The 22990-nt window shown below is 41.1% G+C and carries 25 protein-coding genes and 1 riboswitch; of the genes, 19 read left to right on the top strand and 6 right to left on the bottom strand.

What is annotated here, in order from left to right:
- Positions 1-15: 15 nt before the first annotated feature.
- From I6G50_RS08500 to I6G50_RS08460, 9 genes are all read left to right on the top strand, one after another.
- The gene (locus I6G50_RS08500; RefSeq protein WP_232252351.1) at positions 16-711 is read left to right on the top strand and encodes a hypothetical protein; all 696 of its coding nucleotides are present in this window, start codon (positions 16-18) and stop codon (positions 709-711) included.
- 171 nt (positions 712-882) lie between these two features.
- Positions 883-2775 (top strand): DNA mismatch repair endonuclease MutL, encoded by a 1893-nt coding sequence (gene mutL / locus I6G50_RS08495; protein WP_197908555.1) that lies wholly within the window; start codon positions 883-885, stop codon positions 2773-2775.
- A gap of 16 nt (positions 2776-2791) precedes the next feature.
- Positions 2792-3754 (top strand): glycosyltransferase, encoded by a 963-nt coding sequence (locus I6G50_RS08490; RefSeq protein ID WP_003136159.1) that lies wholly within the window; start codon positions 2792-2794, stop codon positions 3752-3754.
- On the top strand, positions 3754-4344 hold the full coding sequence (gene ruvA, locus I6G50_RS08485) for a Holliday junction branch migration protein RuvA (RefSeq protein ID WP_081167501.1): 591 nt from the start codon (positions 3754-3756) through the stop codon (positions 4342-4344). Before I6G50_RS08490 ends, ruvA begins: the two co-directional genes overlap by 1 nt.
- Before the next feature lie 37 nt (positions 4345-4381).
- On the top strand, positions 4382-5380 hold the full coding sequence (ruvB, locus tag I6G50_RS08480) for a Holliday junction branch migration DNA helicase RuvB (protein WP_197908553.1): 999 nt from the start codon (positions 4382-4384) through the stop codon (positions 5378-5380).
- Positions 5381-5458: 78 nt separating this feature from the next.
- Positions 5459-5884, top strand: coding sequence for a low molecular weight protein-tyrosine-phosphatase (locus I6G50_RS08475; protein WP_042753239.1), 426 nt, complete (start codon positions 5459-5461; stop codon positions 5882-5884).
- Positions 5885-5979: 95 nt separating this feature from the next.
- On the top strand, positions 5980-6345 hold the full coding sequence (locus I6G50_RS08470; RefSeq protein WP_003136165.1) for a MerR family transcriptional regulator: 366 nt from the start codon (positions 5980-5982) through the stop codon (positions 6343-6345).
- Positions 6346-6402: 57 nt separating this feature from the next.
- Positions 6403-7743: a type I glutamate--ammonia ligase gene (gene glnA / locus I6G50_RS08465; protein WP_003136167.1), complete on the top strand. Its 1341-nt coding sequence runs from the start codon at positions 6403-6405 to the stop codon at positions 7741-7743.
- A 65-nt stretch (positions 7744-7808) separates the two neighbouring features.
- On the top strand, positions 7809-8240 hold the full coding sequence (locus I6G50_RS08460; protein WP_197908551.1) for a hypothetical protein: 432 nt from the start codon (positions 7809-7811) through the stop codon (positions 8238-8240).
- On the opposite strand, the gene I6G50_RS08455 is transcribed toward I6G50_RS08460, so the two are convergent.
- Positions 8233-8502, bottom strand: a complete 270-nt coding sequence (locus I6G50_RS08455; RefSeq protein WP_197908550.1) for a chorismate mutase — start codon at positions 8500-8502, stop codon at positions 8233-8235. The genes I6G50_RS08460 and I6G50_RS08455 overlap by 8 nt on opposite strands.
- 267 nt (positions 8503-8769) lie before the next feature.
- Here I6G50_RS08455 and I6G50_RS08450 point away from each other — a divergent pair, with 267 nt between their 5' ends.
- The 4 genes from I6G50_RS08450 to I6G50_RS08435 all read left to right on the top strand — a co-directional run bounded on the left by I6G50_RS08450 (position 8770) and on the right by I6G50_RS08435 (position 13749).
- Positions 8770-9249, top strand: a complete 480-nt coding sequence (locus tag I6G50_RS08450; protein WP_003136172.1) for a GAF domain-containing protein — start codon at positions 8770-8772, stop codon at positions 9247-9249.
- Positions 9250-9258: 9 nt separating this feature from the next.
- Positions 9259-9882: a phosphotransferase gene (locus I6G50_RS08445; protein WP_003136174.1), complete on the top strand. Its 624-nt coding sequence runs from the start codon at positions 9259-9261 to the stop codon at positions 9880-9882.
- 12 nt (positions 9883-9894) lie between these two features.
- A complete protein-coding gene (dnaX, locus tag I6G50_RS08440) occupies positions 9895-11553 on the top strand; it encodes a DNA polymerase III subunit gamma/tau (protein WP_197908548.1) in 1659 nt (552 codons plus the stop codon).
- Between the two features lie 567 nt (positions 11554-12120).
- On the top strand, positions 12121-13749 hold the full coding sequence (locus I6G50_RS08435; protein ID WP_197908546.1) for a DUF6273 domain-containing protein: 1629 nt from the start codon (positions 12121-12123) through the stop codon (positions 13747-13749).
- A 47-nt stretch (positions 13750-13796) separates the two neighbouring features.
- Here the strand turns inward: I6G50_RS08435 and I6G50_RS08430 are convergent, their stop codons facing one another.
- Positions 13797-15260 (bottom strand): amino acid permease, encoded by a 1464-nt coding sequence (locus tag I6G50_RS08430; RefSeq protein WP_197908544.1) that lies wholly within the window; start codon positions 15258-15260, stop codon positions 13797-13799.
- A gap of 78 nt (positions 15261-15338) precedes the next feature.
- A riboswitch (Lysine riboswitch) is annotated at positions 15339-15514 on the bottom strand.
- A gap of 223 nt (positions 15515-15737) precedes the next feature.
- Between I6G50_RS08430 and I6G50_RS08425 the strand changes: the two genes are divergently transcribed.
- The 6 genes from I6G50_RS08425 to I6G50_RS08400 all read left to right on the top strand — a co-directional run bounded on the left by I6G50_RS08425 (position 15738) and on the right by I6G50_RS08400 (position 19523).
- The gene (locus tag I6G50_RS08425) at positions 15738-15950 is read left to right on the top strand and encodes a hypothetical protein (RefSeq protein WP_003134955.1); all 213 of its coding nucleotides are present in this window, start codon (positions 15738-15740) and stop codon (positions 15948-15950) included.
- A 182-nt stretch (positions 15951-16132) separates the two neighbouring features.
- Positions 16133-16426, top strand: a complete 294-nt coding sequence (gene rpsF / locus I6G50_RS08420) for a 30S ribosomal protein S6 (protein ID WP_003134954.1) — start codon at positions 16133-16135, stop codon at positions 16424-16426.
- A gap of 36 nt (positions 16427-16462) precedes the next feature.
- Entirely contained in the window at positions 16463-16957 is a 495-nt protein-coding gene (gene ssb, locus I6G50_RS08415) for a single-stranded DNA-binding protein (RefSeq protein WP_003134953.1), read from the top strand.
- A 74-nt stretch (positions 16958-17031) separates the two neighbouring features.
- Positions 17032-17277, top strand: coding sequence for a 30S ribosomal protein S18 (gene rpsR / locus I6G50_RS08410; RefSeq protein WP_003133134.1), 246 nt, complete (start codon positions 17032-17034; stop codon positions 17275-17277).
- A gap of 101 nt (positions 17278-17378) precedes the next feature.
- Positions 17379-18587, top strand: coding sequence for a hypothetical protein (locus tag I6G50_RS08405; RefSeq protein WP_042753102.1), 1209 nt, complete (start codon positions 17379-17381; stop codon positions 18585-18587).
- A 168-nt stretch (positions 18588-18755) separates the two neighbouring features.
- Positions 18756-19523 carry a metallophosphoesterase gene (locus I6G50_RS08400; RefSeq protein ID WP_197908542.1) on the top strand — a complete coding sequence of 256 codons (768 nt, stop codon included), beginning with the start codon at positions 18756-18758 and terminating at the stop codon, positions 19521-19523.
- Positions 19524-19549: 26 nt separating this feature from the next.
- Here I6G50_RS08400 and I6G50_RS08395 read toward each other — a convergent pair whose 3' ends face one another.
- From I6G50_RS08395 to I6G50_RS08380, 4 genes are all read right to left on the bottom strand, one after another.
- A complete protein-coding gene (locus tag I6G50_RS08395) occupies positions 19550-19858 on the bottom strand; it encodes a DUF960 domain-containing protein (protein WP_197908540.1) in 309 nt (102 codons plus the stop codon).
- A gap of 32 nt (positions 19859-19890) precedes the next feature.
- Positions 19891-20739, bottom strand: coding sequence for a MurR/RpiR family transcriptional regulator (locus I6G50_RS08390; RefSeq protein WP_003134947.1), 849 nt, complete (start codon positions 20737-20739; stop codon positions 19891-19893).
- Positions 20740-20823: 84 nt separating this feature from the next.
- Positions 20824-21657 carry a recombination regulator RecX gene (gene recX / locus I6G50_RS08385; protein ID WP_197908538.1) on the bottom strand — a complete coding sequence of 278 codons (834 nt, stop codon included), beginning with the start codon at positions 21655-21657 and terminating at the stop codon, positions 20824-20826.
- Between the two features lie 158 nt (positions 21658-21815).
- On the bottom strand, positions 21816-22988 hold the full coding sequence (locus I6G50_RS08380; RefSeq protein WP_081168430.1) for an MFS transporter: 1173 nt from the start codon (positions 22986-22988) through the stop codon (positions 21816-21818).
- Positions 22989-22990: the final 2 nt, after the last annotated feature.

The raw sequence follows: 22990 nt of genomic DNA, 5'->3' as shown, positions 1-22990 counted from the left end.
GAGAGAGGAGCGGCCATGGAAGAAGATAAAATTAAAGCTTCAGAAGCGACAACTTCAGAGTCTGCTGAAGAGATAGCAAAGGAAGTGTCTCCAGAAGCAGTACCTGAGTTAGAAGTAGGCGAAGGGGAAGAAGTAGAAGTTGTGGAATCAGAAGCAGTGGAGGAAGTTTCAGAGGTGAAGCCTGAGGAAGAGCTAGACCATCCAGCTGTTGAAACATTCTCAGAAGAGAAAGAAACAGTCCCTCTGGTTGAACCCGTTGTTGAAGCCGAAGCTCCTGTTGAAGAACCCACTGTTGAGCCAAAAGTTTCAGAAAATAACTATGCAGACGAGCCATTTTTGGCAGATCATCACGTCAAATCGAGCATCACCCCTAAGTGGAACTGGGGTGCGATGGCTATGCCCGTATTCTTTGGTATTGCTAATCGTTCATATTTAGGTTTGCTAAGTTTGCTTGCGATTATTCCTTGGATAGGCTGGATTTTTGGTATTGTTTGGGCGATTGTTTTCGGGATCAATGGGGAACGTTGGGCTTTGCAAAATCCAGACAACCGTTACCGTGACGAAGAAGAATTCCGCAAAGTCATGGATGGTTGGAATCGAGCAGGTTTGGTAGCCTTTATCATTGGCGTTATAGCTTTTGTATTTGTGCTCTTGTTCTTTCTTGTTCTTGGTGCAGCTATTTTTAGTAATATGGGTCAGTTACAATATTAATTTTTACTAAGTGAAACAATAAATAAGAGCCTCTACGCATATTTTGGGAGAGGTTCTTTTCATTGGTGAAACGCAGAGAGAGAAGAGCTTTTTGTCTGCCAAAATATGATATAATAGTTACTAATCATGTAAAAAAAACGAGAAGTTACTTTGGTCAGGAGGTCTGAATAAGTGGGAAAAATAATCGAGCTTGATGAAGCCCTAGCTAATCAAATAGCAGCTGGTGAGGTTGTTGAACGGCCTGCCAGTGTTGTTAAAGAATTAGTTGAAAATTCGATTGATGCCGGTGCTTCACGTATCGTTGTAAAAATTCAGGAAAGTGGTCTACGCCTTATCGAAGTGATTGACAATGGTGTAGGAATTGAAAAAGAGGATGTAGCAAAAGCCCTGAAAAGACACGCTACGAGTAAGATTAAAGATAAAGCAGATCTTTTCAAAATACGGACATTAGGCTTCCGCGGAGAAGCGATGCCCTCTATTGCTTCAGTCAGTGAATTCTCGATTGAAACCAGTGTACTTGAAGAAGAGTCAGGTACGCATCTGGTCAGTCATGGGGGCAAGATAGATACACTTGAGCCTGTCGCTAAAAGAGAAGGAACCAAGGTTACTGTTGAAAATCTTTTTTACAACACACCCGCTCGTTTAAAATATATCCGTTCACTCCAAGCAGAACTTAGCCATATCACGGATGTCATCAACCGCCAAAGCATGGCTCATCCCGAAGTTTCATTTACTCTCATTAATGAAGGTCGAGAGTTGATGAAGACCGCAGGTAACGGAGATTTACGTCAAGTGATTGCCAGTGTCTATGGCTTGCCTACGGCTAAAAAAATGCTGAAAGTCGAAGCGGAGGATTTGGATTTTACCGTTTCAGGGTATGTAAGTTTACCTGAGCTTACTCGTGCCAATCGTAATTACATCACTTTAATGATTAACGGGCGCTTTATTAAGAACTTTTTACTTAACCGTGCAATTATAGAAGGTTTTGGCAATCGCTTAATGGTAGGTCGTTTTCCCATCGTCGTACTCTCTATTGGGATTGACCCACAGTTAGCCGATGTTAATGTTCATCCTACGAAGCAGGAAGTCCGTCTTTCCAAGGAACGAGAACTGATGAGCTTGATTACAGAAGCGATTCAAAAAGTTTTTGTTGAAGAAACACTGATTCCAGATGCTTTAGAAAACTTGAGTTCCCGTCTTGTAAAAGCAGAAGGACAGGAAGAAAAACAGCCGCAAGTGAAAGCGAGCAACCTATACTACGATAAGGTCAAACAAGACTTCTTTGTGCACACGCATCAAGTTCGTGAAGAACAGCCCTTACCTGAGATAGAACCCGTTATCCAAGCGCAAGAGGCGGTAGTCCAACCAGCCCCTACGATTTTTGACGGTTTTAAAGAAGATAAAAAAAGAGAAGTTCCCAAAGAAGTAGAAGAAAAACATGCCTTTCCTGATTTAGAGTATTTGGCGCAACTGCATGCGACCTATCTACTTTGTCAAGCTGAGGATGGCCTTTATATTATTGACCAGCATGCGGCTCAGGAGCGCATCAAGTATGAATACTGGCGGGATAAGATTGGCGAGGTGAGCATGGATCAGCAGATTTTGCTTGCGCCTTATATTTTTAGCTTACCTAAAAATGATTTCTTGATGTTATTGGATAGGAAAACGGTCCTAGAAGAAGCAGGAATTTACCTTGAGGAATATGGTGAAAATCAGCTGATTCTACGGGAACATCCGACTTGGCTTCAAGAGAGTGACTTAGAAGACACTGTCTATGAAATGATCGATGAGATTCTTTTGACGAAAGAGTTTTCCGTTAAGAAGTATCGCCATGACTTAGCAACGATGGTTGCTTGTAAGAGTTCTATTAAAGCCAATCACCCGCTAGATGGGGCATCAGCGCGGGCCTTAATCGCAGAGCTTGCGACTTGTGAAAATCCATATTCATGTGCGCATGGGCGCCCAACGATTGTTCACTTTAACAGCGGAGATATGGAAAAAATGTTCCGTCGCCGTCAAGAAACTCACCTCTCGAAAGCAGCGAGCTGGAAAAATTTAAATTAAAAAATAGGAAAAAATAATGACAACTTTGTATATGGTAGTCCCTTGTTATAACGAGGAATTGGTGCTTGATGAAACATCTCGTCGCCTTGAAGAAAAATACGCAGACTTAAAAAAAGCTGGAAAAATTGATGGAAAAAGTCGTGTTGTGTATGTAAATGATGGCTCCCGTGATAGAACTTGGGAAAAAATCCAAGAAAAGCATGCGGAAAACCCAATGTTCAGTGGGATTAATCTTTCACGTAACAGAGGGCATCAAAATGCACTTTTGGCTGGTTTGATGCAGGTTAAAGACTTAGCAGACGCGGTAATTTCGATGGATGCAGACCTGCAAGATGACATTAATGCTATTGACGCGATGCTTGAAGAATATGAAAAAGGATATGAAGTAGTCTATGGTGTGCGGGATAACCGTGATACAGACACCGCCTTTAAACGTAGCACAGCTATGGCCTTTTATGGCTTGATGAAAAAGCTCGGGAGCGAATCAGTCCCCAACTCTGCGGATTTCCGCTTGATGAGTAGCCGTGCCTTGAACGGTTTGGCTGAATACGAAGAAGTCAACTTATTCTTACGTGGAATGGTCCCTCTTGTAGGTTATAAATCAACAAACGTTTACTACAAACGTGGGGAACGTTTTGCGGGCGAAAGCAAATACCCTCTGAAAAAGATGATAAGCTTTGCGATTGATGGCATCACTTCAACTTCAGCCACTCCTATGCGTTTTATCTTTTGGACGGGATTGACGATGTTTGTTTTAGCCGTTATCGCAGGGATTTATGTTGTCGTCCGTCACTTTATTGGCGGTTTTCCAACCACAGGTTGGGCTTCAATCATGGTTGCCATTATTGGTTTAGGCGGCATTCAGCTACTTGCTCTCGGAATTATTGGCGAATATATCGGTAAAATCTTCCTTGAAGTTAAAGCGCGCCCACGCTTTATTATTCAGGACTTTATCAATAAAGAGGGTGATGAAAACTAATGTATGAATACTTTCAAGGCCAGTTGGTCAAGATTACCCCTACCTATATTGTGGTCGATGTTGCTCATGTGGGCTACTTGATCAATGTGGCAAATCCTTACGCGTGGTCAAATAGGATGAACCAAGAAATCAAAATATATGTACATCAGGTGATTCGTGAAGATGCTCATACTTTGTATGGCTTTACCGATCAGGCAGAAAAAGCCTTATTCTTACGCTTGATTAGTGTGTCAGGGATTGGTCCGAAGTCGGCTCTAGCCATTATCGCAGCAGACGACAATGCAGGTTTGGTCAATGCTATTGATAGTAGTGATACCAAGTATCTCACAAAATTTCCCGGTGTGGGTAAAAAAACAGCCATGCAAATGGTTCTTGATTTAGCTGGGAAGTTTGATGCGACAGCATCTGCCGAGCTGGTGAGTGTCTCAGCTGATAATAAAAACCAAGAACTTATGGAAGCTATCGAAGCCTTGCAAGCTCTGGGTTATAAAGCAACCGAACTTAAGAAAATTCAGAAAAAGCTAGAGGCTGAAGCAGGATTGACCAGTGAGGAGTATATCAAAGCTGCTCTCAAATTAATGATGAAATAAAATCCGTGATCCACGGATTTTTGCTATAATAAAGACAATGAACGAAAATTTATCTGCAACACCACTTGAAGATGAAGCAACTGTTGAAAAATCTTTACGTCCCCAATTTTTCAACCAATACATCGGTCAAGATAAGGTGAAAGAACAACTCGAAATATTTATCAAAGCAGCAAAGCTACGTGAGGAAGTCTTGGATCACGTACTTCTTTTTGGTCCTCCTGGACTGGGGAAAACAACCATGGCTTTCGTCATTTCAAATGAACTAGGCGTGAACATTAAGCAAACTTCAGGACCTGCGATCGAAAAGCCTGGTGATTTGGTTGCCATCTTAAATGAGCTGGAGCCTGGCGATGTTCTCTTTATTGATGAGATTCACCGTATGCCTATGCAAGTGGAGGAAATCCTCTATTCTGCGATGGAAGATTTCTATATTGACATTATGCTAGGATCGGGAGATGGGAGTCGCTCGGTTCATTTAGACTTGCCACCATTCACCTTGGTTGGGGCGACTACTCGTGCGGGGATGTTGTCTAATCCTTTGCGTGCGCGTTTTGGGATTTCGGCCCATATGGAATATTATACTGAGCAAGACTTGGAAGAGATTGTCAAGCGCACAGCAGACATATTTGAGGTTGAGATTGTGGAAGAAGGAGCATTGGAAATTGCTTTACGCAGTCGAGGGACTCCCCGTATTGCAAACCGTTTGCTGAAACGTGTACGCGATTTTGCCCAAATTATGGGCGATGGCCGTGTGGGTAAAGAAATCACAGACAAGGCTCTCCAAATTCTTGATGTAGATAATGCAGGTTTGGATTATATTGACCAAAAGATATTGCGTACGATGATTGAGATGTATAATGGCGGCCCTGTAGGCTTAGGTACTTTGGCCGTGAATATTGCTGAGGACCAAGAAACGGTGGAGGATATGTATGAGCCATACCTTATCCAAAAAGGCTTTATTATGCGGACCAAGCAGGGTCGTAAAGCTACCCCTAAAGCCTATGAACACTTGGGCTATCCTTATCAAGATAACTAAAAAAAATGCTCTCACATGAGCATTTTTTCTTTGTCTTATTTTGATTTTTACATCCAATCGTTGTGCTATAATAAAGACATGGAAAAAATAGTATTTGTTTGTTTAGGAAACATTTGTCGCAGCCCCATGGCTGAATTTGTGATGAAAGACTTAGCGGAAAAAATGGGTCAACACTATGAAATAGAGAGTCGAGCCACATCAAGCTGGGAACATGGGAATCCCATTCACCCAGGAACACAGAAAATATTGAGTGAGCATGGCATTTATTTTGATCCAGACAAAGGCAGTCAAAAAATTTCATCGGAAGATTTTCGATATTTTGACCAAATTATCGCGATGGACGAGTCAAATGTAGCTGATTTGGAGAAAGTTGCGCCAGAAAACCAAAAACATAAAATAAAAATGCTTTTGAATAAACCAGTGCCAGACCCTTGGTATACAGGGGATTTTGAGGAAACTTTTGCGCTAGTAAAAGAGGGTTGTTTAAGGATTTTAGAAAAATAATAAAACTCATGTTATAAAATGTTACATAAACCTTTGACAAGTGCTAAAACTAGGTTTATAATATTGCCATAGAGTTGAAGTTGAGGAGATGACGGGTGAAAGAACGTGAATTGAGACACTCCCTAGCAGTACTACCAATCGGTACTGTTATGAAACTAACAGGATTGAGTGCAAGACAAATTCGCTATTATGAAGAACAAGGTCTGCTTTTTCCAGAACGTAATGAAGGAAATCGCCGGATGTATTCTCTTAACGATGTTGAAATTGCATTTGACATTGCGGACTTACTTTCTGAAGGAAATAATATCGCCGATATCAAGCGTATTTATGCCCAAAGACAGAAAAAAGCAATGAAAAATCTTTCTATCAGCGAGGTACACCTTGCTTTAGAACGTGAATTTGCTCAACAAGGGCGCTTTGGACATCAGACATCAACCAACTTTAATCAGCCGCGGATGTAAGAAAAACTTACATCATTGAAAATCGGAACACCGTTTATTCTTAAGAAGGAGCCAAATATGGTAATCACAGCAGCAAACATTCGTCGCGACGTCAAAGAAAAAAATATCAAGTTTCTCCGCTTGATGTTTACCGACATTTTAGGAACTCTCAAAAATGTTGAAGTCCCAGCAACGGACGAACAGCTAGAAAAACTTTTTGACAACAAGATGATGTTTGATGGCAGTTCAATTGAAGGTTTTGTTCGTATCAACGAATCAGACATGTATCTCTATCCTGATTGGGACACATGGATTATTTTCCCTTGGGGCGATGAGTATGGTAAGGTTGCGGGCGTTATCTGTGATGTTTACACCGCAGAAGGTCTGCCTTTCCCAGGAGATCCACGTGGAGTATTGAAACGTAATCTTAAAAATATGGAAAAGCTAGGCTTCAAAAAATTTAACCTTGGTCCTGAACCTGAGTTTTTCCTTTTTAAACTTGATGAAAATCAAGAACCAACCTTGGAAGTAAATGACAAAGGGGGCTACTTCGATCTTGCTCCTACAGACTTAGCTGGAAATACGCGTCGTGAAATCGTTAATGTTCTCACTGATCTAGGTTTTGAGGTTGAAGCAAGTCACCACGAGGTAGCGGTTGGTCAGCACGAGATTGACTTTAAGTATACGGATGCTTTGAAGGCTTGTGATAATATCCAAATCTTTAAGCTTGTCGTAAAAACAATTGCGCGTAAACATGGTTTACATGCAACCTTTATGGCTAAACCTAAGTTTGGTATCAATGGCTCAGGTATGCACTGTAACATGTCACTTTTCACTGAAGATGGTAAAAATGCTTTCTTTGAAGAAGCAGGAGATATGGGCCTCTCTGAAGCTGCCAATTACTTTATCGGTGGTTTACTGAAACATGCTTATAACTACACAGCCATTACTAACCCAACAGTTAACAGCTACAAACGTTTGGTTCCAGGTTATGAAGCTCCTGTTTACATCGCTTGGGCTGGACGTAATCGTTCACCATTGATTCGCGTACCTGCATCACGTGGGATGTCTACACGTGTAGAGCTTCGCTCAGTGGATCCATCAGCAAATCCTTACTTGACAATGGCGGTTCTCCTTGCCTCAGGTCTGGATGGTATTGAACATAAGATTGCTGCACCAGAAGCTGTTGAAGCAAATATTTACGTCATGACTGAAAGTGAACGTAAGGCACATGGTATTACAGACTTGCCATCAACTTTACACAATGCTGTCAAGGCACTTCGTGAAGATGAGGTTGTTACTGGGGCCTTGGGCGAACATGTTTTGGTAAACTTTGTAGAAGCAAAGAAAATTGAATGGGCAAGCTATGCACAATTTGTCAGCCAATGGGAAATTGATAACTATTTAGAACTTTACTAAGAAGATAGAAGCACCTGTGAGGTGCTTTTTTTGTATTTTATGCGTAAAAAGAATACACTAGACTTATGGACACAAAAGAAAATTTGAAAAATATTATAGATAAAATAAACTATGGTCAGGTTGCAAAAGTTGCCATGTTAGAACGGGGCGCTTATGCGGTTTCTGGCCCGCACGAGGAGACTACAAATAATGCTCTTTTTGATGATTTTGCGGCAGAATATTTGTCTGATCAAGAAGATCTAACGGTAGTTCAACGTAAAGACGTGGAGGTGGCCCTCAATCAAACAGACTTTACAGAGTACATTGATGGTTTAAAAGCTGCTAAACATATCATCTTTGTCGAATGTTTAGAGCTGGGAACGACGGAGATTAAAGGCTTTTTGAATGCTTTAATCGCAGCGAACATGTTGGAAAATAGTAAACTTGTGCTTCTGGACTTACCACAGTTAGAATATATGGCTTTACACACAAGTTTGAAAGGAAAAATCGCTATTTAAAGCGATTTTTTTCTTGGTAATCTCTGGAGCATCTCATAATTTCGGTATAAATAGATTGGATAGAAGATTTGTAGTGGGGATTTTCTATTTTTTTTTCGATTTTCTCTAGAATATACTTTTCTCTTTTTGGATCCAAAACACGAATATTTTCTTTTTCCTTAGCGCTGATAACTTTCTCAACAAGGGACATACGTGTTTCTAAAAGTTCAATAATTTGTTCATCTATTAAATCAATTTCTTTACGAATATTTTCTAAAGTCATGAATTTATTATGGCATAAAAGCTTCAAAACAGCAATGATTAAAAGGAAATCATACAGATAGATACCCTACAAGATTAACCAAGTATTAGGATATCCCACCGTCAGAATTTATATTGATCAATTTATGGAAAAAATTGAACAGTGTGAAATTATAAAGAAACATACAGAGTTAGGGAAGAGAAAAGCGAAAGTTCTATTCAACACGAAATAAAAGTAAAATTAGTTGCAAGTGTTGACTCTATTGTGGGTTAAGTTTATAATTATAAGATGAATACAAGCGAAAAAATCGAAGGATACGAACTCCTCAATATGCAACTGAAAGGTTTACTTTCAGAACAAAATTATACATTGTCTAATCTGTCCAATGCCTCAGCGCTTTTAAATGACTTTTTACCTGATCAAGTTTTTGTAGGTTTCTATCTTTATAATGGAGAGCAACTTATTCTTGGCCCTTTTCAAGGTGGGGTCTCCTGTGTAGAGATTAAGTTAGGGGCAGGTGTATGCGGAGAGTCTGCGGACAAGCGACAAACTTTAATCGTTGATAATGTCAAAGAGCATAAAAACTATATTTCATGTGACAGTCGTGCCATGTCTGAAATAGTCGTTCCCATCGTAAAAGATGGCGAACTTAAGGGCGTACTAGATTTAGATGCCTCAGTAACTTCTTTTTATGATAATATTGACCAAAAATATCTTGAAGAATTCTGTCAAATTTTGTCAGACATGACGGATTGGAAATTTTTTTGAGTGGGGTAAATGATGAAAGAAACAGTAAATAAATTTATTGCAGCGAGAACTTCTAAAGATGAATTTGTAGCAGTAGGTTTTAATGCTTTAGCTCGTCCTAAAGAGTTTGCTCAGGACTTAGGCAACTTCATATACCAACTGCATAAGTTAGATCATACTGGCGCTGAAAGTATAGAGTTAACATTGCCAGTCATTGAAGCTGAGTTTTTTACACTGCTGGATCAGATGAAAAGAATTGCACCAGTGGAGGAACTCCGTATGTACTGGAACAAGGCCAGCAAAAATCCATGGTCTAAAGCTCCTGTTACTCTGCACGGAAACTTAAATTTGGAAACAGTCTGGGTAGCACAGGACAAGTTTGCGGGTGCGGTTGAAGTAGAAGAAGTACGCGTGGGGGATCCTGCAATTGATTTGACTATAGCTTGGGAAATTTTTGATGACAAACAACGAAAAATATTTTTCTCTGCTGTGGAAGCAGACAAAGCAACAGTAGTCCGTGCACGAGTTTGGGCTGTCTATAAGGCGATGAAAAACTATAATTCACCAGATATTGATCAGTCCATCCTTGCTCGTGATGTTCTTTTCCGTATCAATGAAGAACTCGGTCTTGGCACGCAGCCAGATCTTTATTAGAAGGAATGAAAAATGGCTTATCAAGCTCTATATAGAAAATACCGTAGCCAAAGATTTGATGAAATGGTTGGTCAGGAAGTCGTTGCTACGACCTTAAAAAATGCCATTGTAAACGGTCAGATTTCGCATGCTTATCTCTTTAGCGGTCCTAGAGGGACAGGGAAAACTTCGGCAGCCAAAATATTTGCCAAGGCCATTAATTGTCCGAATCAAAAAGATGGTGAGCCATGCAATAACTGTGACATCTGCCAAGCAATCACCCAAGGAAGCCTAGAAGATGTGATTGAGCTGGATGCCGCATCAAATAATGGTGTAGATGAAATTCGTGAAATACGGGATAAATCCACTTATGCAGCGAGTCGAGCAACTTATAAAGTTTATATCATCGATGAAGTGCACATGCTGTCGACAGGAGCTTTTAATGCCTTGCTGAAGACTTTGGAAGAGCCGACTGACAATGTGGTATTTGTTCTGGCAACAACAGAACTTCAAAAAATACCAGCTACCATCATTAGCCGTGTTCAAAGATTTGCTTTCAAAGCAATCACGACAGGAGATATCCGCCAGCATCTGGCTGAAGTTTTAGCAGATGAAAAAATCAGCTTTGAAGAGAAAGCTCTAGATGTTATTGCGAAGTCAGCTGAAGGTGGGATGCGTGATGCACTGAGTTTGCTTGATCAGGCGCTCAGCTTTTCAGATGGTAAGCTGGAAGAAAAAGATGCTTTACTCGTCACAGGATCTATTGCAAATGAAGCTTTAGTTTCTTATGTTTCGGCACTTGCTGCATCAGATGGAACCACAGCCCTTAATGCTTTAGAAAAGATTTTTCTTGAAGGCAAGAACATGCTACGTTTCACTGAGGATCTCCTTACTTACTTCCGCGACTTGCTGCTCAGTGAAGAGAACAAAATCCCACGTGATCGCCTTTATCAGTGGATTAATATTGCGATTGAATCTTTGAAAATTATCAAAGAAACAACACAAAGCAAGATCGCTGCGGATGTGATGACGATGCGCTTCGTCGATGCAAGTGGACATACTGCTGTCGCCACAAACGAACTTTCAGGGGATGTAGCACAGGAGATTCAAGCCTTAAAAGCAGAGGTCGCTGAACTTAAAACGAGATTAGCAAATGCGAGTTCTACGGTCAGTGTTTCGACGGTGAGTCAAGAAGTCCAAGTGAAGAGACAGACGAAAACCCGAACGGTCACAGAAAAATATACTGTCAATCAAGACCTCGTCTTCAAAGCTTTGAAAGAAGCGACAAATGAAGCACGTCAAGCTGTAAATGGTGCTTGGCCAGAGATTGTTTCAAGTTTTACGAAGCCATCTGAACGAGCTTTGATCAATAATACCGCTCCAGTAGCAGCATCAAGTAACTTTGTAGTGGTTACCTTCCCGCATGGTAATTTAGCCAAGCGCGTGACCGAAAATGAAGACTTACAGCTCACCTTTGGAAATCTTATGTCCTCTATCTTAGGTTTTTCTCCAGAAATCATTGCTCTGGCAGAACAAGACTGGCAGTCTGTTCGACAAGAGTATGTCATGAACCTGAAAAAAGGCGATAAAAAGATGGAGGAAACGGCGGATACCGAGCCCGATAAAGAAGAAGAGCTCGTGAGTAAAGCGAAAGAATTTTTTGGAGAAAAAGTCAAAGTCATAAATGACTAATAAAAAATGCCCTATCAAAGACGGGGCTTGGTTATTTGCTCTTTCTGAGTACGAGTTGGAAACTTTGTTTAATCCTCTTTATTGATAAAGCACACCCGTAATGCGGGTGTTTTTTTGTTGCTGATTTAGTAATTAAAGCAAGCGCTTATGTAACCTATATGAAATCATTTTAACCTTAGAGAAACAAATGTTAAAATATTATGAGAGAGATTCTTAGTTTATTTTAAAAGACTTGACGGGGTAAAAGTGATGACTTATAATTGGCCAGCACAGCACAGCACAGCACAGCACAGCACAGCACAGCACAGCACAGCACAGCACAGCACAGCACAGCACAGCACAGCACAGCACAGCACAGCACAGCACAGCACAGCACAGCACAGCACAGCACAGCACAGCACAGCACAGCACAGCACAGCACAAGCGGTAGACACCCGCCTCTTTTTACTTGCACCTAAACGCTCGGGACCTCTGGAGCGCTTTTTTCGTGGCCCGCCCAAAGCGAGAGACACGAAAGTTTGAAGTCAAAAGATAAAAAAGATAAATCAAGAAAGAAAGGGTATCACTATGACACCAGAAAAGAAAAAGAACCGGAGATTACGCAATTATGTCCTTCTCTCCCTCCTCTTGCTCCTCATCGGAGGCACCTATGCCTTTACCGCCTTTAACCAGCGGGCCATCAATGACCGAGAAAACCAAATCGAGATTAACGTGGGTGGCCGTGTTCACGACTACTATAACCGCGACACCGAAAACAAAGATGTCTTTGTCGAAAACTACGGCGAACGTCCCATCATGGCCCGTATCCGTTTGACGGAGTTTTTAGAAACCCGACAAACAGGTCAAGACAGCTGGACTCAGCTTGTAGCGGGAACAGAGCGTAACAACTTGGACTCTTGGACCACATGGATGCCCAATGCCACCAATATCAATGACCGACTCAACACCGACCCGTCCAATGCTTTTGACCGCTACGCCCGCCTGACTTTTGGCTGGAGCCGTGAAGGACGAGATGCGCCATGGTACATGCCAACCTTCAACCATGACAACATGGACCAGATGACAGCCGCCGCAGGTCATGCCCGGGACTACATCGCAGGAGGCGGTGCAACAGACGGCACGACCGATGGTGCCACGCACCCCGGAGATGGGACCGACGATTACTGGTCAGAAACAGACAGCTTTGATAATACCGCAGGCACGTGGCCGGGCGAAACGATTACCAATGATGCGGCTCAAAACCTCCACCAACAACGTGCCCCAATGACCATCGAACAGTGGGCGCAACTCCAACCTTACCAACAGATTGGTGACTTCTGGGTCGTGGACCACCAAACAGGCTGGGCTTACTGGGCCTCGCTCCTAGAACCGGGCGAAGCGACTTCTTACCTGCTGGATGCGGCAGAGATGACGGCGGCTATCGAAGACACGGTCTTTAATGGCTCTTACTATTATGGTATCCATGTGGAGAGCGGACTGGTCAGTCCCGACAATAGTGACGACTTCCTCCCTGACGGACATGACCGCTTAGCCGACTTCCTCACAGGTATCCGTAACAATGCCATGGATGGAGAAGGCTCGAACCCTCGTGCAGATATTGACTCTCCACCTTCTGCTTTTAACTTTGGGGCTATGCTTCCGGGACGTGTATTTACTATGTCTGGTCAACAATACCGCTATCTAGAAGATATGGGCAATGGTAATCATATGATTATCCGTAATAATGCCATCCGTAATGTGTCGTGGAACGACCAAGAAGCGGAACTTACTTCTTGGTATAGCATTCTTGACAGTGCTGTCCAAGACATAGTTCAACCTATCTCTAATAACTTTACGACGGGAGAAGTTGCGCATGCCTCGGTTAACTTTACAGGAGGACCCAGCTGGCTTCCTACTAACTTAACAGGACCAGTTGCGGACGATGTTACTCAAGTTGTCCCTGCAGGAACAGCACGCGCCTTTGCCCTTTCTCTGGCGGATGTGACCCGTTTATCTGGGGAAGGTTTAGCTTTTCCGTATCATGCGCAACGGGCTTCCGCTGCTTCAAGTTGGTGGTGGCTTCGTACTCCTGTTCCTAACATGCAAGCTTGGCTTGTGGGTACCAACGGTCACTTGATTGGCGGCCATGCTCGTACGAATAGCTACGATAATGGCGGAGTCCGTCCAGCCCTCATCATCAACCAACCTACAAGCTAAAACAACATATGAAAAAACACCTATTCACATAGGCGTTTTTCTTATTACTAGTCAATATGACGACTGAGGTCCACTTCTTCGAGGGGGATAATCTTGGTCTTTTTGATGATTTTATAAGAGAAATACAAGATCAAAAAGAGCGGTAAAGCCAAATAAGTAGTGATAACACTTTGGGCGTTCATGGTGATGGTCGTGATTTGGCCGATAACGATAATGATAGAAAGAATCAAAGCAATAATGGGACCGATCGGGAACCATTTGGCATGATAGCCAAGCTCCGATAGTTGATGTCCTTGCTTAATAAAGGCACGGCGGAAGCGGAAGTGGCAGATCGCAATACCGATCCAGGCTAAGAAGCCAGATAAACCAGAGGCAGCTACAAGATAGAAGTAAATTTCTGTACCGAAAATACTTGTCAAGAAAGCCAGAAGTCCAACCGCCACAGTGGCTAAAATGGCATAGATGGGTACACCGTTGCTTGTGTTTGTTTTGGCGAACACTTTTGGTGCGTGTCCTTCTTTTGCCATACCAAAGAGCATACGTGATGCCGCATAGAGCCAAGAGTTGGCTGAAGAAATCACAGATGTTAAAATCACAGCGTTCATAACAGAAGCGGCAGCAGCCAAGCCCGCCCGCTCAAATACTAGAGTAAAGGGAGAGACGGTGATGTCACTTTGCGAAGCTGCACGCAGCAGGCTCGGATCTTTAAAGTAGACTAAAGCACCAATAACAAAGATTGATAAAAAGTAGAAAATGATAATACGCCAGAAAACTTGTTTAATCGCAGAAGGCACATTTTTTTCAGGATTCTCAGACTCTCCCGCTGCTATACCCACAATTTCCGTTCCTTGGAAAGAGAAGCCAGCAATCATAAAGACGGCGATCATCCCTCCGATACCTCCAACAAAACCATGGTTGCCACCTGCAGAAAGATTGCGGGCGACGTCTGGTTTATAACTCATCACTCCAAAAATTGTTGCCAAACCAATGATAATAAAGGCAACAACGGCGATGACTTTAATAGTAGCCATCCAGAACTCCGCTTCACCATAAGCCTTGGCAGAAATAAGGTTGACTAAAAGAATCAAGGCAATAACGATGGTCGACCAAATCCATGTCGGAACATGAGGCAACCAAAACTGCATGATTACTCCAACCGTAGCCGCTTCAACAGCCACGGTTATTGCTGAGTTGAACCAATAATTCCAACCCATGGCAAACCCAAATGCTTTATCCACATATCGATCGGCAAAAGACGCAAATGAACCAGATACAGGTAAGTAAGAAGCCATTTCACCAAGGGAAGTCATCAGGAAGAAAACCATCAGACCAATAGCGACATAAGCTACTAGCGCTCCGAGTGGTCCAGCTTGGGATATCGTAGCACCTGAGGCCACAAACAAGCCAGTACCTATCGTTCCACCCAAGGCAATCATCGTTAAATGACGATGCTTAAGTCCTCGTTTTACCTGTGTGGATGGCGTGGGTTCATTTTTTGAAGTATTGTCCATTACTTCTCTCCTAAATTTATAAATATTAATACAAAAAAAAGCAATCCCTAGAGATTGCTAAACGTCAGAAAGAAATTTCATCCGAATAGCGCATCGTGTCTCTATGAGAACACGACAGTTTAACAGGTATTTCCTGCAAAACCAAGAAAAGAAAGCGAGCCTTCCTTTTCTTTCGGCAACCGCTCCTGGGTCAAATATCAAAGCTTACTCAGGCTCCACTTGACTTATTATTGGTTGCGACCTCTATCGTTTATTAAGTATTTATGAATATTTTAGATTAATTTGAGAGGGATGTCAAGGAAGAGCTTAAGGAAAATGTATAATTATACATAGCCTTAATTAAAAATTACAAATATCTAATGTTAAAGAAATTGATAAAATGTAATGCAAAGCATTTGTTTTATAAGTTGAAAAGCGTTATAATAGTGGTATAGATGAGCGCGCTTTCATCTTAATTATATCGGGAGGTGGTTTGTAATGGCATTTACCCCAAAATATGTATCTCCAACTTACGCGGGAGAAAAAATTGTATGCGTAACCCGTAGCCAAGAGGGTGAAGTTTCACACTTATACCAGCGTTTTGATACGCACTGTAAATTACATTTTATCGTGAAAAAACTGGGCTATTATCAATCGAAAGAAGGTGAATATCGCTACATTCCAGCTAATATGCTAGATGTTGTGGCCTGACAATATAAAAAAAAGAGGAGTCTTCTGCATTGCAGAGGATTATTTTATTTTTAGAATTAATAGAGGAAAGAAAGGCAACTTGCAAAAAAGTTGCAAATCTGATAAAATATATACTTGTGAGTAAAACTCATAACTTACACAGGCTCCAACCTGTGTCATTAGTCCAAAAGGAGGAAAAATCAATGACAAAATACGAAATTCTTTATATTATTCGTCCAAACATTGAAGAAGAAGCAAAGAAAGCTCTCGTTGAACGTTTCGATGGTATCTTGACTGACAACGGTGCTGCTAATCTTGAGTCTAAAGACTGGGAAACACGCAAACTTGCTTACGAAATTCAAGATTTCCGCGAAGGTATCTACCACATCGTAACTCTTGAAGCTGCTACTGATTCAGAAGCTTTGAGCGAATTTGACCGTCTTGCTAAGATTAACGGCGACATTCTTCGTCACATGATCACTAAAGTAGAAGCTTAATTCTAATTTAGCTGGACAAAATTAAAGGAGAACATCATGATTAATAATGTTGTTTTGGTCGGACGCGTTGTGCGTGATCCCGAGCTGCGTTACACACCGCAAAATACTGCGGTTGCTACATTTACGATTGCTGTTAATCGCCGTTTTAAAAACGCGCAAGGCGAACGTGAAGCTGATTTCATCAACTGTGTCATCTGGCGTCAATCTGCTGAAAACTTGGCAAATTGGGCTAAAAAAGGTGCTTTGATTGGTGTGACAGGTAGTATTCAAGTACGAAATTATGAGAACAAAGAAGGTCAACGTGTTTACGTGACTGAAGTATTGGCTGATAACTTCCAAATGCTTGAAAGCCGTGCCGCACGTGAAGGGGGAGGCGGTTCATATTCTGCACCCCAACAGCAACAATCACAAAATCGTCCTTTTGCTGAATCTAATAATTCATCAAATAATTCAACACCTGATTTTGGTCGTGATGCAGATCCATTTGGTGGCTCACCGATGGAAATATCAGATGATGATCTTCCATTTTAATCTGGTCGAGCACACCGGAAAGTACTAGATGGAAACCATCTAGTAAAAAACAATAATATAAGGAGAAACACACTATGGCTTTTCAAAAACGTGGTGGCTTCAAACGCCGTAAAAAAGTTGACTTTATCGCAGCTAACAAAATCGAAGTTGTTGATTACAAAGACACTGAACTCTTGAAACGTTTCATCTCAGAACGTGGTAAAATCTTGCCACGTCGCGTAACTGGTACTTCAGCTAAAAACCAACGTAAAGTGGTTACAGCTATCAAACGCGCACGTGTTATGGCTCTCTTGCCATTCGTAGCATCTGACGAAAACTAAGAAATAAGCAGACACCTTTAGAGGTGTCTTTTTTGTTACTTTGTTTTACAAAAAGGATACTTTGTGATACCCTAGACAGAGAAAGTTTTAAGGAGTTGGAAATGAAGCAGAGTTCAAAAGTGATTTGGGGAATAATATCTATTTTTTCTTTATTCGTCTTATTCGGGTTAGCAAAAGGAGATAGGGTAGCTGCAGACAGCCCTCAGAGTCAACCGATTTATCGTCTTTATAATACACGAAATATGGAGCATTTGCATACATCTGATGCAAATGAGAAGAATAAACTTCCCAAAATTTCTAAAGACTGGAAATATGAAGGAGTGGCTTGGGCGGCACCAATGTCAGGAGCCAAAGTTTACCGTGTTTATAATCCTAAGTCAGGTGAACACTTGTATACAAAAGATAGCTATGAAGTAAAGGTTCTCACCACTAAACATAACTGGAAAGCAGAAGGGATAGCTTTCTTTTCTGGAACAAGTCAAGACAAGCCTGTATACCGTCTGTATAACCCTGCTGCAGGGATAGGAGCCCATCATTCTACAATGGATGCCTATGAAAAGAAAAGCTTGGTAGCTCGTGGTTGGAAGTATGAAGGGATTTCTTGGTATGCTTTACCTAAAGATGGGAGTCGCCCTTCACTGAACCTTCCTCTCACAGGACCAAAAACAGCCTTCATTTCCGGAAATGTTAATTTGACTGGAGCTGGAACAGGCTATCAAGCGAAGTTTACCCTTAATGGTTCGGGGGAACATGCTATTAGTTTTGGTATCCAAGTAGATAAGCACTCAGGATTCCAAGCAGGAGGAGCTGCAGGGAAACCTGTTTATATGAGTGAGAATATCAATGGTGCATCGCATGATTACACTTCCTACGGGCCACCAGCTTCACTCAATACATGGACGAGAATTGAGATAGCTTATTATGCAGCGTCTAAAACTGTAGGTTTTTATGTAGAAGGCCGATTAGTAGGTACTGCTTATGCTCCAGAGTTTGATAAAAATTATGTGATTACTACTTGGGGTAACCATCTTATTGCTAATGTAGGAGGTTCTGCTCGCGTAAGAGGAGACAAAGTAAATGCACAATTTACTGATGTACAAACAAGTGATAAGGGTATGATTCTTTGGAATGATGTGGATAATAACTGGGTAGGTCTTACTGCCAAGTGGACAAATGGAGATATTAATTCGTCTAACTTTACAGTTACTGGTACATCAACTTTACCAGTAGGATTGAACTGGGATACATATTGGAAAGCTGGACTACCTACAGCAGACGGTGTGGCGCAAGTATCAGTCCGTGTCCCTTAATTAAAAAGATAGGTTTCTCGCCTATTTTTTTCATATATATCTATATATCTATATATATAGATAAAACAGTGCTAAACGGTCAACCAAGAATGGCTTAACTATGCACATCTATCCCGTGTAAAATGTTATTAGGAAGAATAAAAAATATGAATGTGGTAAAATAAAGCAATGACATGGATTATAATTCTACTTTTTAGTCTTTTACTTTATGGAATTTTTATCGAACCGCACTTTATGCGTGTGCGGGAAGTGAAAATTTCCGAAGATAAAGGAATGAAAATTGCACATTTTACGGATACACATTTTAACTGGCATACACACGCGCGTCGTTTTTATAAATTTTCAAAGCACATTCAAAAGACTCAGCCAGATTTGATTTTATTTACTGGTGACTTGTTTGATAAAGTAGATTGGGCACAAAGCCACGACGTGACAAAGACAAAAGAAGTTTTAACGAATTTAAAAGCACCCTTAGGCAAATTTGCCATTTTGGGGAATCATGATTTTTCTGAGGCTGGCACATCAGACTATGTAAGAACTTTCCTTGAAGAAGCTGGCTTTACTGTACTGACGAATCAATCTTTAAAAACGGGATTTTTTTCACTATCAGGGCTTGATGATTTACGTGAAGGACAGCCTTTCTTTGGTCTTCTACCTGAAGAAGCTAACTTCTCTCTTTTGATGATACATGAACCCGATACGATTTTGCAGGTTGAACATCCTGAAAAGTATGATTTAGTTATTGCGGGGCATAGTCATGGCGGACAAATCCGTCTTGGGAATTTACGCTTACGAAATGACGGCTCCAAAACTTATGATTCGGGTTTATATGAGTTAGATGAAGGTGTAAAACTTTTTGTTAATGCGGGTATTGGCTTGACTTTCCTACCTATAAGATTTGGCGTCCCACCAGAGTTAGTATATTATGAAATATAAAAAATCTCCAGAATTCTGGAGATTTTTTAACGTTCATTTGAAGCGATGATTGTTTCTTTACCATTGTTGTCCACAGCATGGAAATGACGTGGCCAAGAAGGATTGAAAGGATATTGAAAATCAACAATAATGGTTAAGGGATTTTTGAGTTGTGAAAATTTCACAGAAAGCAAACCATTTTGATTGAGTAATTCAAAATTGATAAGGGGCTCAAGGGGGATTACACCTTTTAGCTGATTGTCAATGATGAACCAAAAACTGTCAATAATCTCACCAGGGATACTAGAGATGGTGCCATAACTTGCATAGCGCCCTTTTGTTTCAGTAAATGCCATTTTGGTCCTCCTAAATCATTAACTTTAATTCATTAATTTAAACGCGTCTGGCTGATGACTTCTCGTATATTTTCCAGAGAGTCTTCTATAGTGTCTTGGGCTTTCATGCCGTACATCAAAAAGATGGCATCTAGAAGGCTAATCTGAGAAACAGTTGAAGCAACAGCTTCGGGTCGGTAAGATATTTCCTCAGAAATTGAGATAAGGGCTAAGTCGCTCTTTTTTACCAATGCGGAATTAGCAAATGATGTTATCGCAATTACAGGAACTTGGTTATTCTTCAAAATATCGACAATCTTTAATGTGTCCTTGTTTTTTCCAGTATGTGAAATAACAAAAGCACAGTCGTTTTTAGTGAGCTTGGAAGCGAGCATCTGTTGATAATGAAAATCCTGATGGTATACCGTTTGGAGTGGCATGCGCAAGAATTTATGATAGGCAATCAGGGCCACAGCATTTGAGCCACCTAAGCCAAAAAAACCACAGGTTTTGGCCGAAAGAAGGATTTTCATGACTTTATCTAGATTAGCACTATCAATAAGTTGCAATGTAGCATTCAGTGAAGAGATATTACTCGTAAAGTTTTTAGCAAGAATGTCTTTATAACTGTCTTCAGGTGAAAGCTCGCTGAAAAAATTATCGGCTTTAAATTTTTCTGTACTATGAATAGCCAACTTCAAATCTTGAAAGGAATCAAAGCCAATTTTTTTAGCAAAGCGTGAAATCGTTGCGGTAGAAACCCGAGTGTTTTTGGCAAAATCCTGAATAGACAGGCGCGCAGCACTATCCATATTTTCAATCAGGTAATTTGAAATCGCCTGATCAGATTTGCTGAGATTGTCGTAATAAGAGTTTATTCGTGTGATTAGAGATTGTGTCATATGCTTACCAGTCCTGCTTTTATTATATCATAACACACTTTTGAGGAACAAAATGAGAACCGTATAGTGCGTGAAGGGGGAGCATCATGCTTCATCAAAATCGTAGTTGCGAATGGCACTGGAAATATCGCCAAAGTCAAAACCTTTGCGTGCCAATGCTTGTGTGATACGTTGCTTAAGCTCGTATCCTTCATACTTCCGACTATACTTGCGTTCAGTTTTTTCTAGCTCAAGGTAAAGAAGTTCTTGTTCATTCTCCTCATCTGCTTCAAGTTCGAGACTATCTAGAGCAATAGCACTTATGTTATATGAAAAGCCTTTAGTGGTAAGACCTTGGGTGATCTTCTGCTTGAGCTGTTGCAGGGTTAGGCGGTCCGATTTTTGGCGTACAATTTTCTCAGCAAGTTTGACGGCTACGTCTATTTGCTTTTCTTCGTCAAATTCTTGTGAAAGAACTTGATCGATCAGTTGCAGATCTAACCCCTTCAAATGCAACTTTTGTTTAATCTGGTAGGGTCCAGAACTGGCTGTGCGCACTTTTCCTTGGATATAGCTTTCGATGTAGGCTTGGTCATTAATCAAACCATTCTCCGTGAGATAGGCCATAACCTTTCTGACTTGTACGCCATGAATATCATGTTCATAAAGATATTTTTGAACTTCAGTGGAAGTTCGTGCTTTGAAAGAAATAAAGTAGAGAGCCAAGGATTTACCTTGAGCAAAGTTATCAAAGTCTACTAATTCCGTAAGTTCTTCTTTCGTTAATTCCTTATCACGAGTAAGCATAAACTTGACGATGGTATCTTCACTGACATAGATTTTATCTTTGGGTTCATCCCAATCTGCAAGACTGAGAGCTTCTGTGAAGGTTATTTTATAAAGTCTTTTGAGTTTTGTAATTTCCTTGATTTTTATCATAGTTCTATTATATCAGAGTGCTTAGAGAAGTTACACTAGCTTTTACTAAGGATGATAAATAGCTTGGTGTTTGTCTGTTAGAAGCAGTGTAAGCAAAAAAGCTCTAGATTTCTAGAGCTTTTTGCAGATCTAAGATAGGAACAGTCAAGGTTTGCTGACTATATGTCCTCTCTCTTAGCAAGAATAAGAAGCAGCATGGCAAGTAAAACAATCAAGATACCTGCGATTGGTGTGAAGACCAGACTGCTTATCTTAGAAACTTCTCCACCAGCAAAAGAACCCAGCGTAATACCGATATTAAAGGCAGAAATATTAAAAGCAGAAACAAGAGTAATATCTTTCGGGGTGAATTTTTCAGCTAATTGTACAACATATAATTGTAGTCCCGGAACATTCATGAAAGCAAATAAGCCGAGTAAGAGTGTGGCGAGCAGGCCAAGCCATTGTGAGGCCATCAATGCACCGATAAAGAGAATGAAGAGGCTAAGTGTGAGAGCACCGAACATTTTGAGTAAAACAGATAAAATATTTTTATTAGAAAGATGTCCACCTAGCGTGTTGCCGATAGCTACCATCACGCCATAAGCAACGAGGATAATAACGACAGTGCTGGATGTAAAGCGAAAAGTATCTTCTAGCAAAGGGGCCAAGTAAGTATAGGCTGCAAATGTCCCACCATAGCCAAATGCCGTGATGAAGAAAGCTGTAAGGATATATTTATTATGGAAAATGCGAGAGAAACCACTCAAATTAACTTTTCCAGGGATAGGGAGATCCGCAGGAATCAAGACACTGCTTGCAAATAACCCAATCAAGCCGATAATGGCGATGAAGATAAAGGACATATGCCATGTAGAATGCTGCCCAATAAAGGTACCTAAAGGCACACCGATAACAGTAGCTACCGTCAGACCGGTAAACATCAAGGCAATAGCGGAAGCCCGCTTTTCAGGGCGCACTACATTCGCTGCGATAAGTGTAGAAACGGACATAAAGATACCATGAGCTAAGGAAGCTAAAATCCGCCCCACTAAGAGCAGGCTAAAAGTTGGCGCAAAAGCAGAAAGCAAGTTCCCTAATATAAAGAGCAACATGATAGCCAGCATCAAGGTTCTTCTGTTCCACCTCCCAGTGACGATAGTAAGTAGAGGCGCCCCAATGGTAACACCCAAGGCATAGAGGGACACGGTAAGCCCCGCTTGCGAAAGGTTGATGTTGAATGTGCGAACAATCATAGGCATCAGACCAACGCTAATAAATTCGGTTGAACCAATCGCAAAAGCATTAATTGCTAAAGCCAATAATGTTAAGCTTGGTGAGATTTTTTTCATAA

It is taken from the genome of Lactococcus garvieae (genome assembly GCF_016027715.1).
Taxonomy (GTDB): Bacteria; Bacillota; Bacilli; order Lactobacillales; family Streptococcaceae; genus Lactococcus; species Lactococcus garvieae_A.
This window is presented reverse-complemented; position numbering and strand designations above follow the sequence as displayed.

Bases quoted from the DNA above. Each gene is read 5' to 3' on its own strand.
- ruvA (WP_081167501.1), top strand. From the start codon at position 3,754: ATGTATGAATACTTTCAAGGCCAGTTGGTCAAGATTACCCCTACCTAT.
- I6G50_RS08445 (WP_003136174.1), top strand. From the start codon at position 9,259: ATGATGAAAGAAACAGTAAATAAATTTATTGCAGCGAGAACTTCTAAA.
- I6G50_RS08425 (WP_003134955.1), top strand. From the start codon at position 15,738: ATGGCATTTACCCCAAAATATGTATCTCCAACTTACGCGGGAGAAAAA.
- I6G50_RS08500 (WP_232252351.1), top strand. From the start codon at position 16: ATGGAAGAAGATAAAATTAAAGCTTCAGAAGCGACAACTTCAGAGTCT.
- glnA (WP_003136167.1), top strand. From the start codon at position 6,403: ATGGTAATCACAGCAGCAAACATTCGTCGCGACGTCAAAGAAAAAAAT.
- I6G50_RS08490 (WP_003136159.1), top strand. From the start codon at position 2,792: ATGACAACTTTGTATATGGTAGTCCCTTGTTATAACGAGGAATTGGTG.
- recX (WP_197908538.1), bottom strand. From the start codon at position 21,657: ATGATAAAAATCAAGGAAATTACAAAACTCAAAAGACTTTATAAAATA.
- I6G50_RS08475 (WP_042753239.1), top strand. From the start codon at position 5,459: ATGGAAAAAATAGTATTTGTTTGTTTAGGAAACATTTGTCGCAGCCCC.
- I6G50_RS08395 (WP_197908540.1), bottom strand. From the start codon at position 19,858: ATGGCATTTACTGAAACAAAAGGGCGCTATGCAAGTTATGGCACCATC.
- I6G50_RS08460 (WP_197908551.1), top strand. From the start codon at position 7,809: ATGGACACAAAAGAAAATTTGAAAAATATTATAGATAAAATAAACTAT.
- I6G50_RS08450 (WP_003136172.1), top strand. From the start codon at position 8,770: ATGAATACAAGCGAAAAAATCGAAGGATACGAACTCCTCAATATGCAA.
- ssb (WP_003134953.1), top strand. From the start codon at position 16,463: ATGATTAATAATGTTGTTTTGGTCGGACGCGTTGTGCGTGATCCCGAG.
- I6G50_RS08455 (WP_197908550.1), bottom strand. From the start codon at position 8,502: ATGACTTTAGAAAATATTCGTAAAGAAATTGATTTAATAGATGAACAA.
- I6G50_RS08405 (WP_042753102.1), top strand. From the start codon at position 17,379: ATGAAGCAGAGTTCAAAAGTGATTTGGGGAATAATATCTATTTTTTCT.
- I6G50_RS08380 (WP_081168430.1), bottom strand. From the start codon at position 22,988: ATGAAAAAAATCTCACCAAGCTTAACATTATTGGCTTTAGCAATTAAT.
- ruvB (WP_197908553.1), top strand. From the start codon at position 4,382: ATGAACGAAAATTTATCTGCAACACCACTTGAAGATGAAGCAACTGTT.
- I6G50_RS08400 (WP_197908542.1), top strand. From the start codon at position 18,756: ATGACATGGATTATAATTCTACTTTTTAGTCTTTTACTTTATGGAATT.
- I6G50_RS08390 (WP_003134947.1), bottom strand. From the start codon at position 20,739: ATGACACAATCTCTAATCACACGAATAAACTCTTATTACGACAATCTC.
- rpsF (WP_003134954.1), top strand. From the start codon at position 16,133: ATGACAAAATACGAAATTCTTTATATTATTCGTCCAAACATTGAAGAA.
- dnaX (WP_197908548.1), top strand. From the start codon at position 9,895: ATGGCTTATCAAGCTCTATATAGAAAATACCGTAGCCAAAGATTTGAT.
- I6G50_RS08435 (WP_197908546.1), top strand. From the start codon at position 12,121: ATGACACCAGAAAAGAAAAAGAACCGGAGATTACGCAATTATGTCCTT.
- rpsR (WP_003133134.1), top strand. From the start codon at position 17,032: ATGGCTTTTCAAAAACGTGGTGGCTTCAAACGCCGTAAAAAAGTTGAC.
- I6G50_RS08430 (WP_197908544.1), bottom strand. From the start codon at position 15,260: ATGGACAATACTTCAAAAAATGAACCCACGCCATCCACACAGGTAAAA.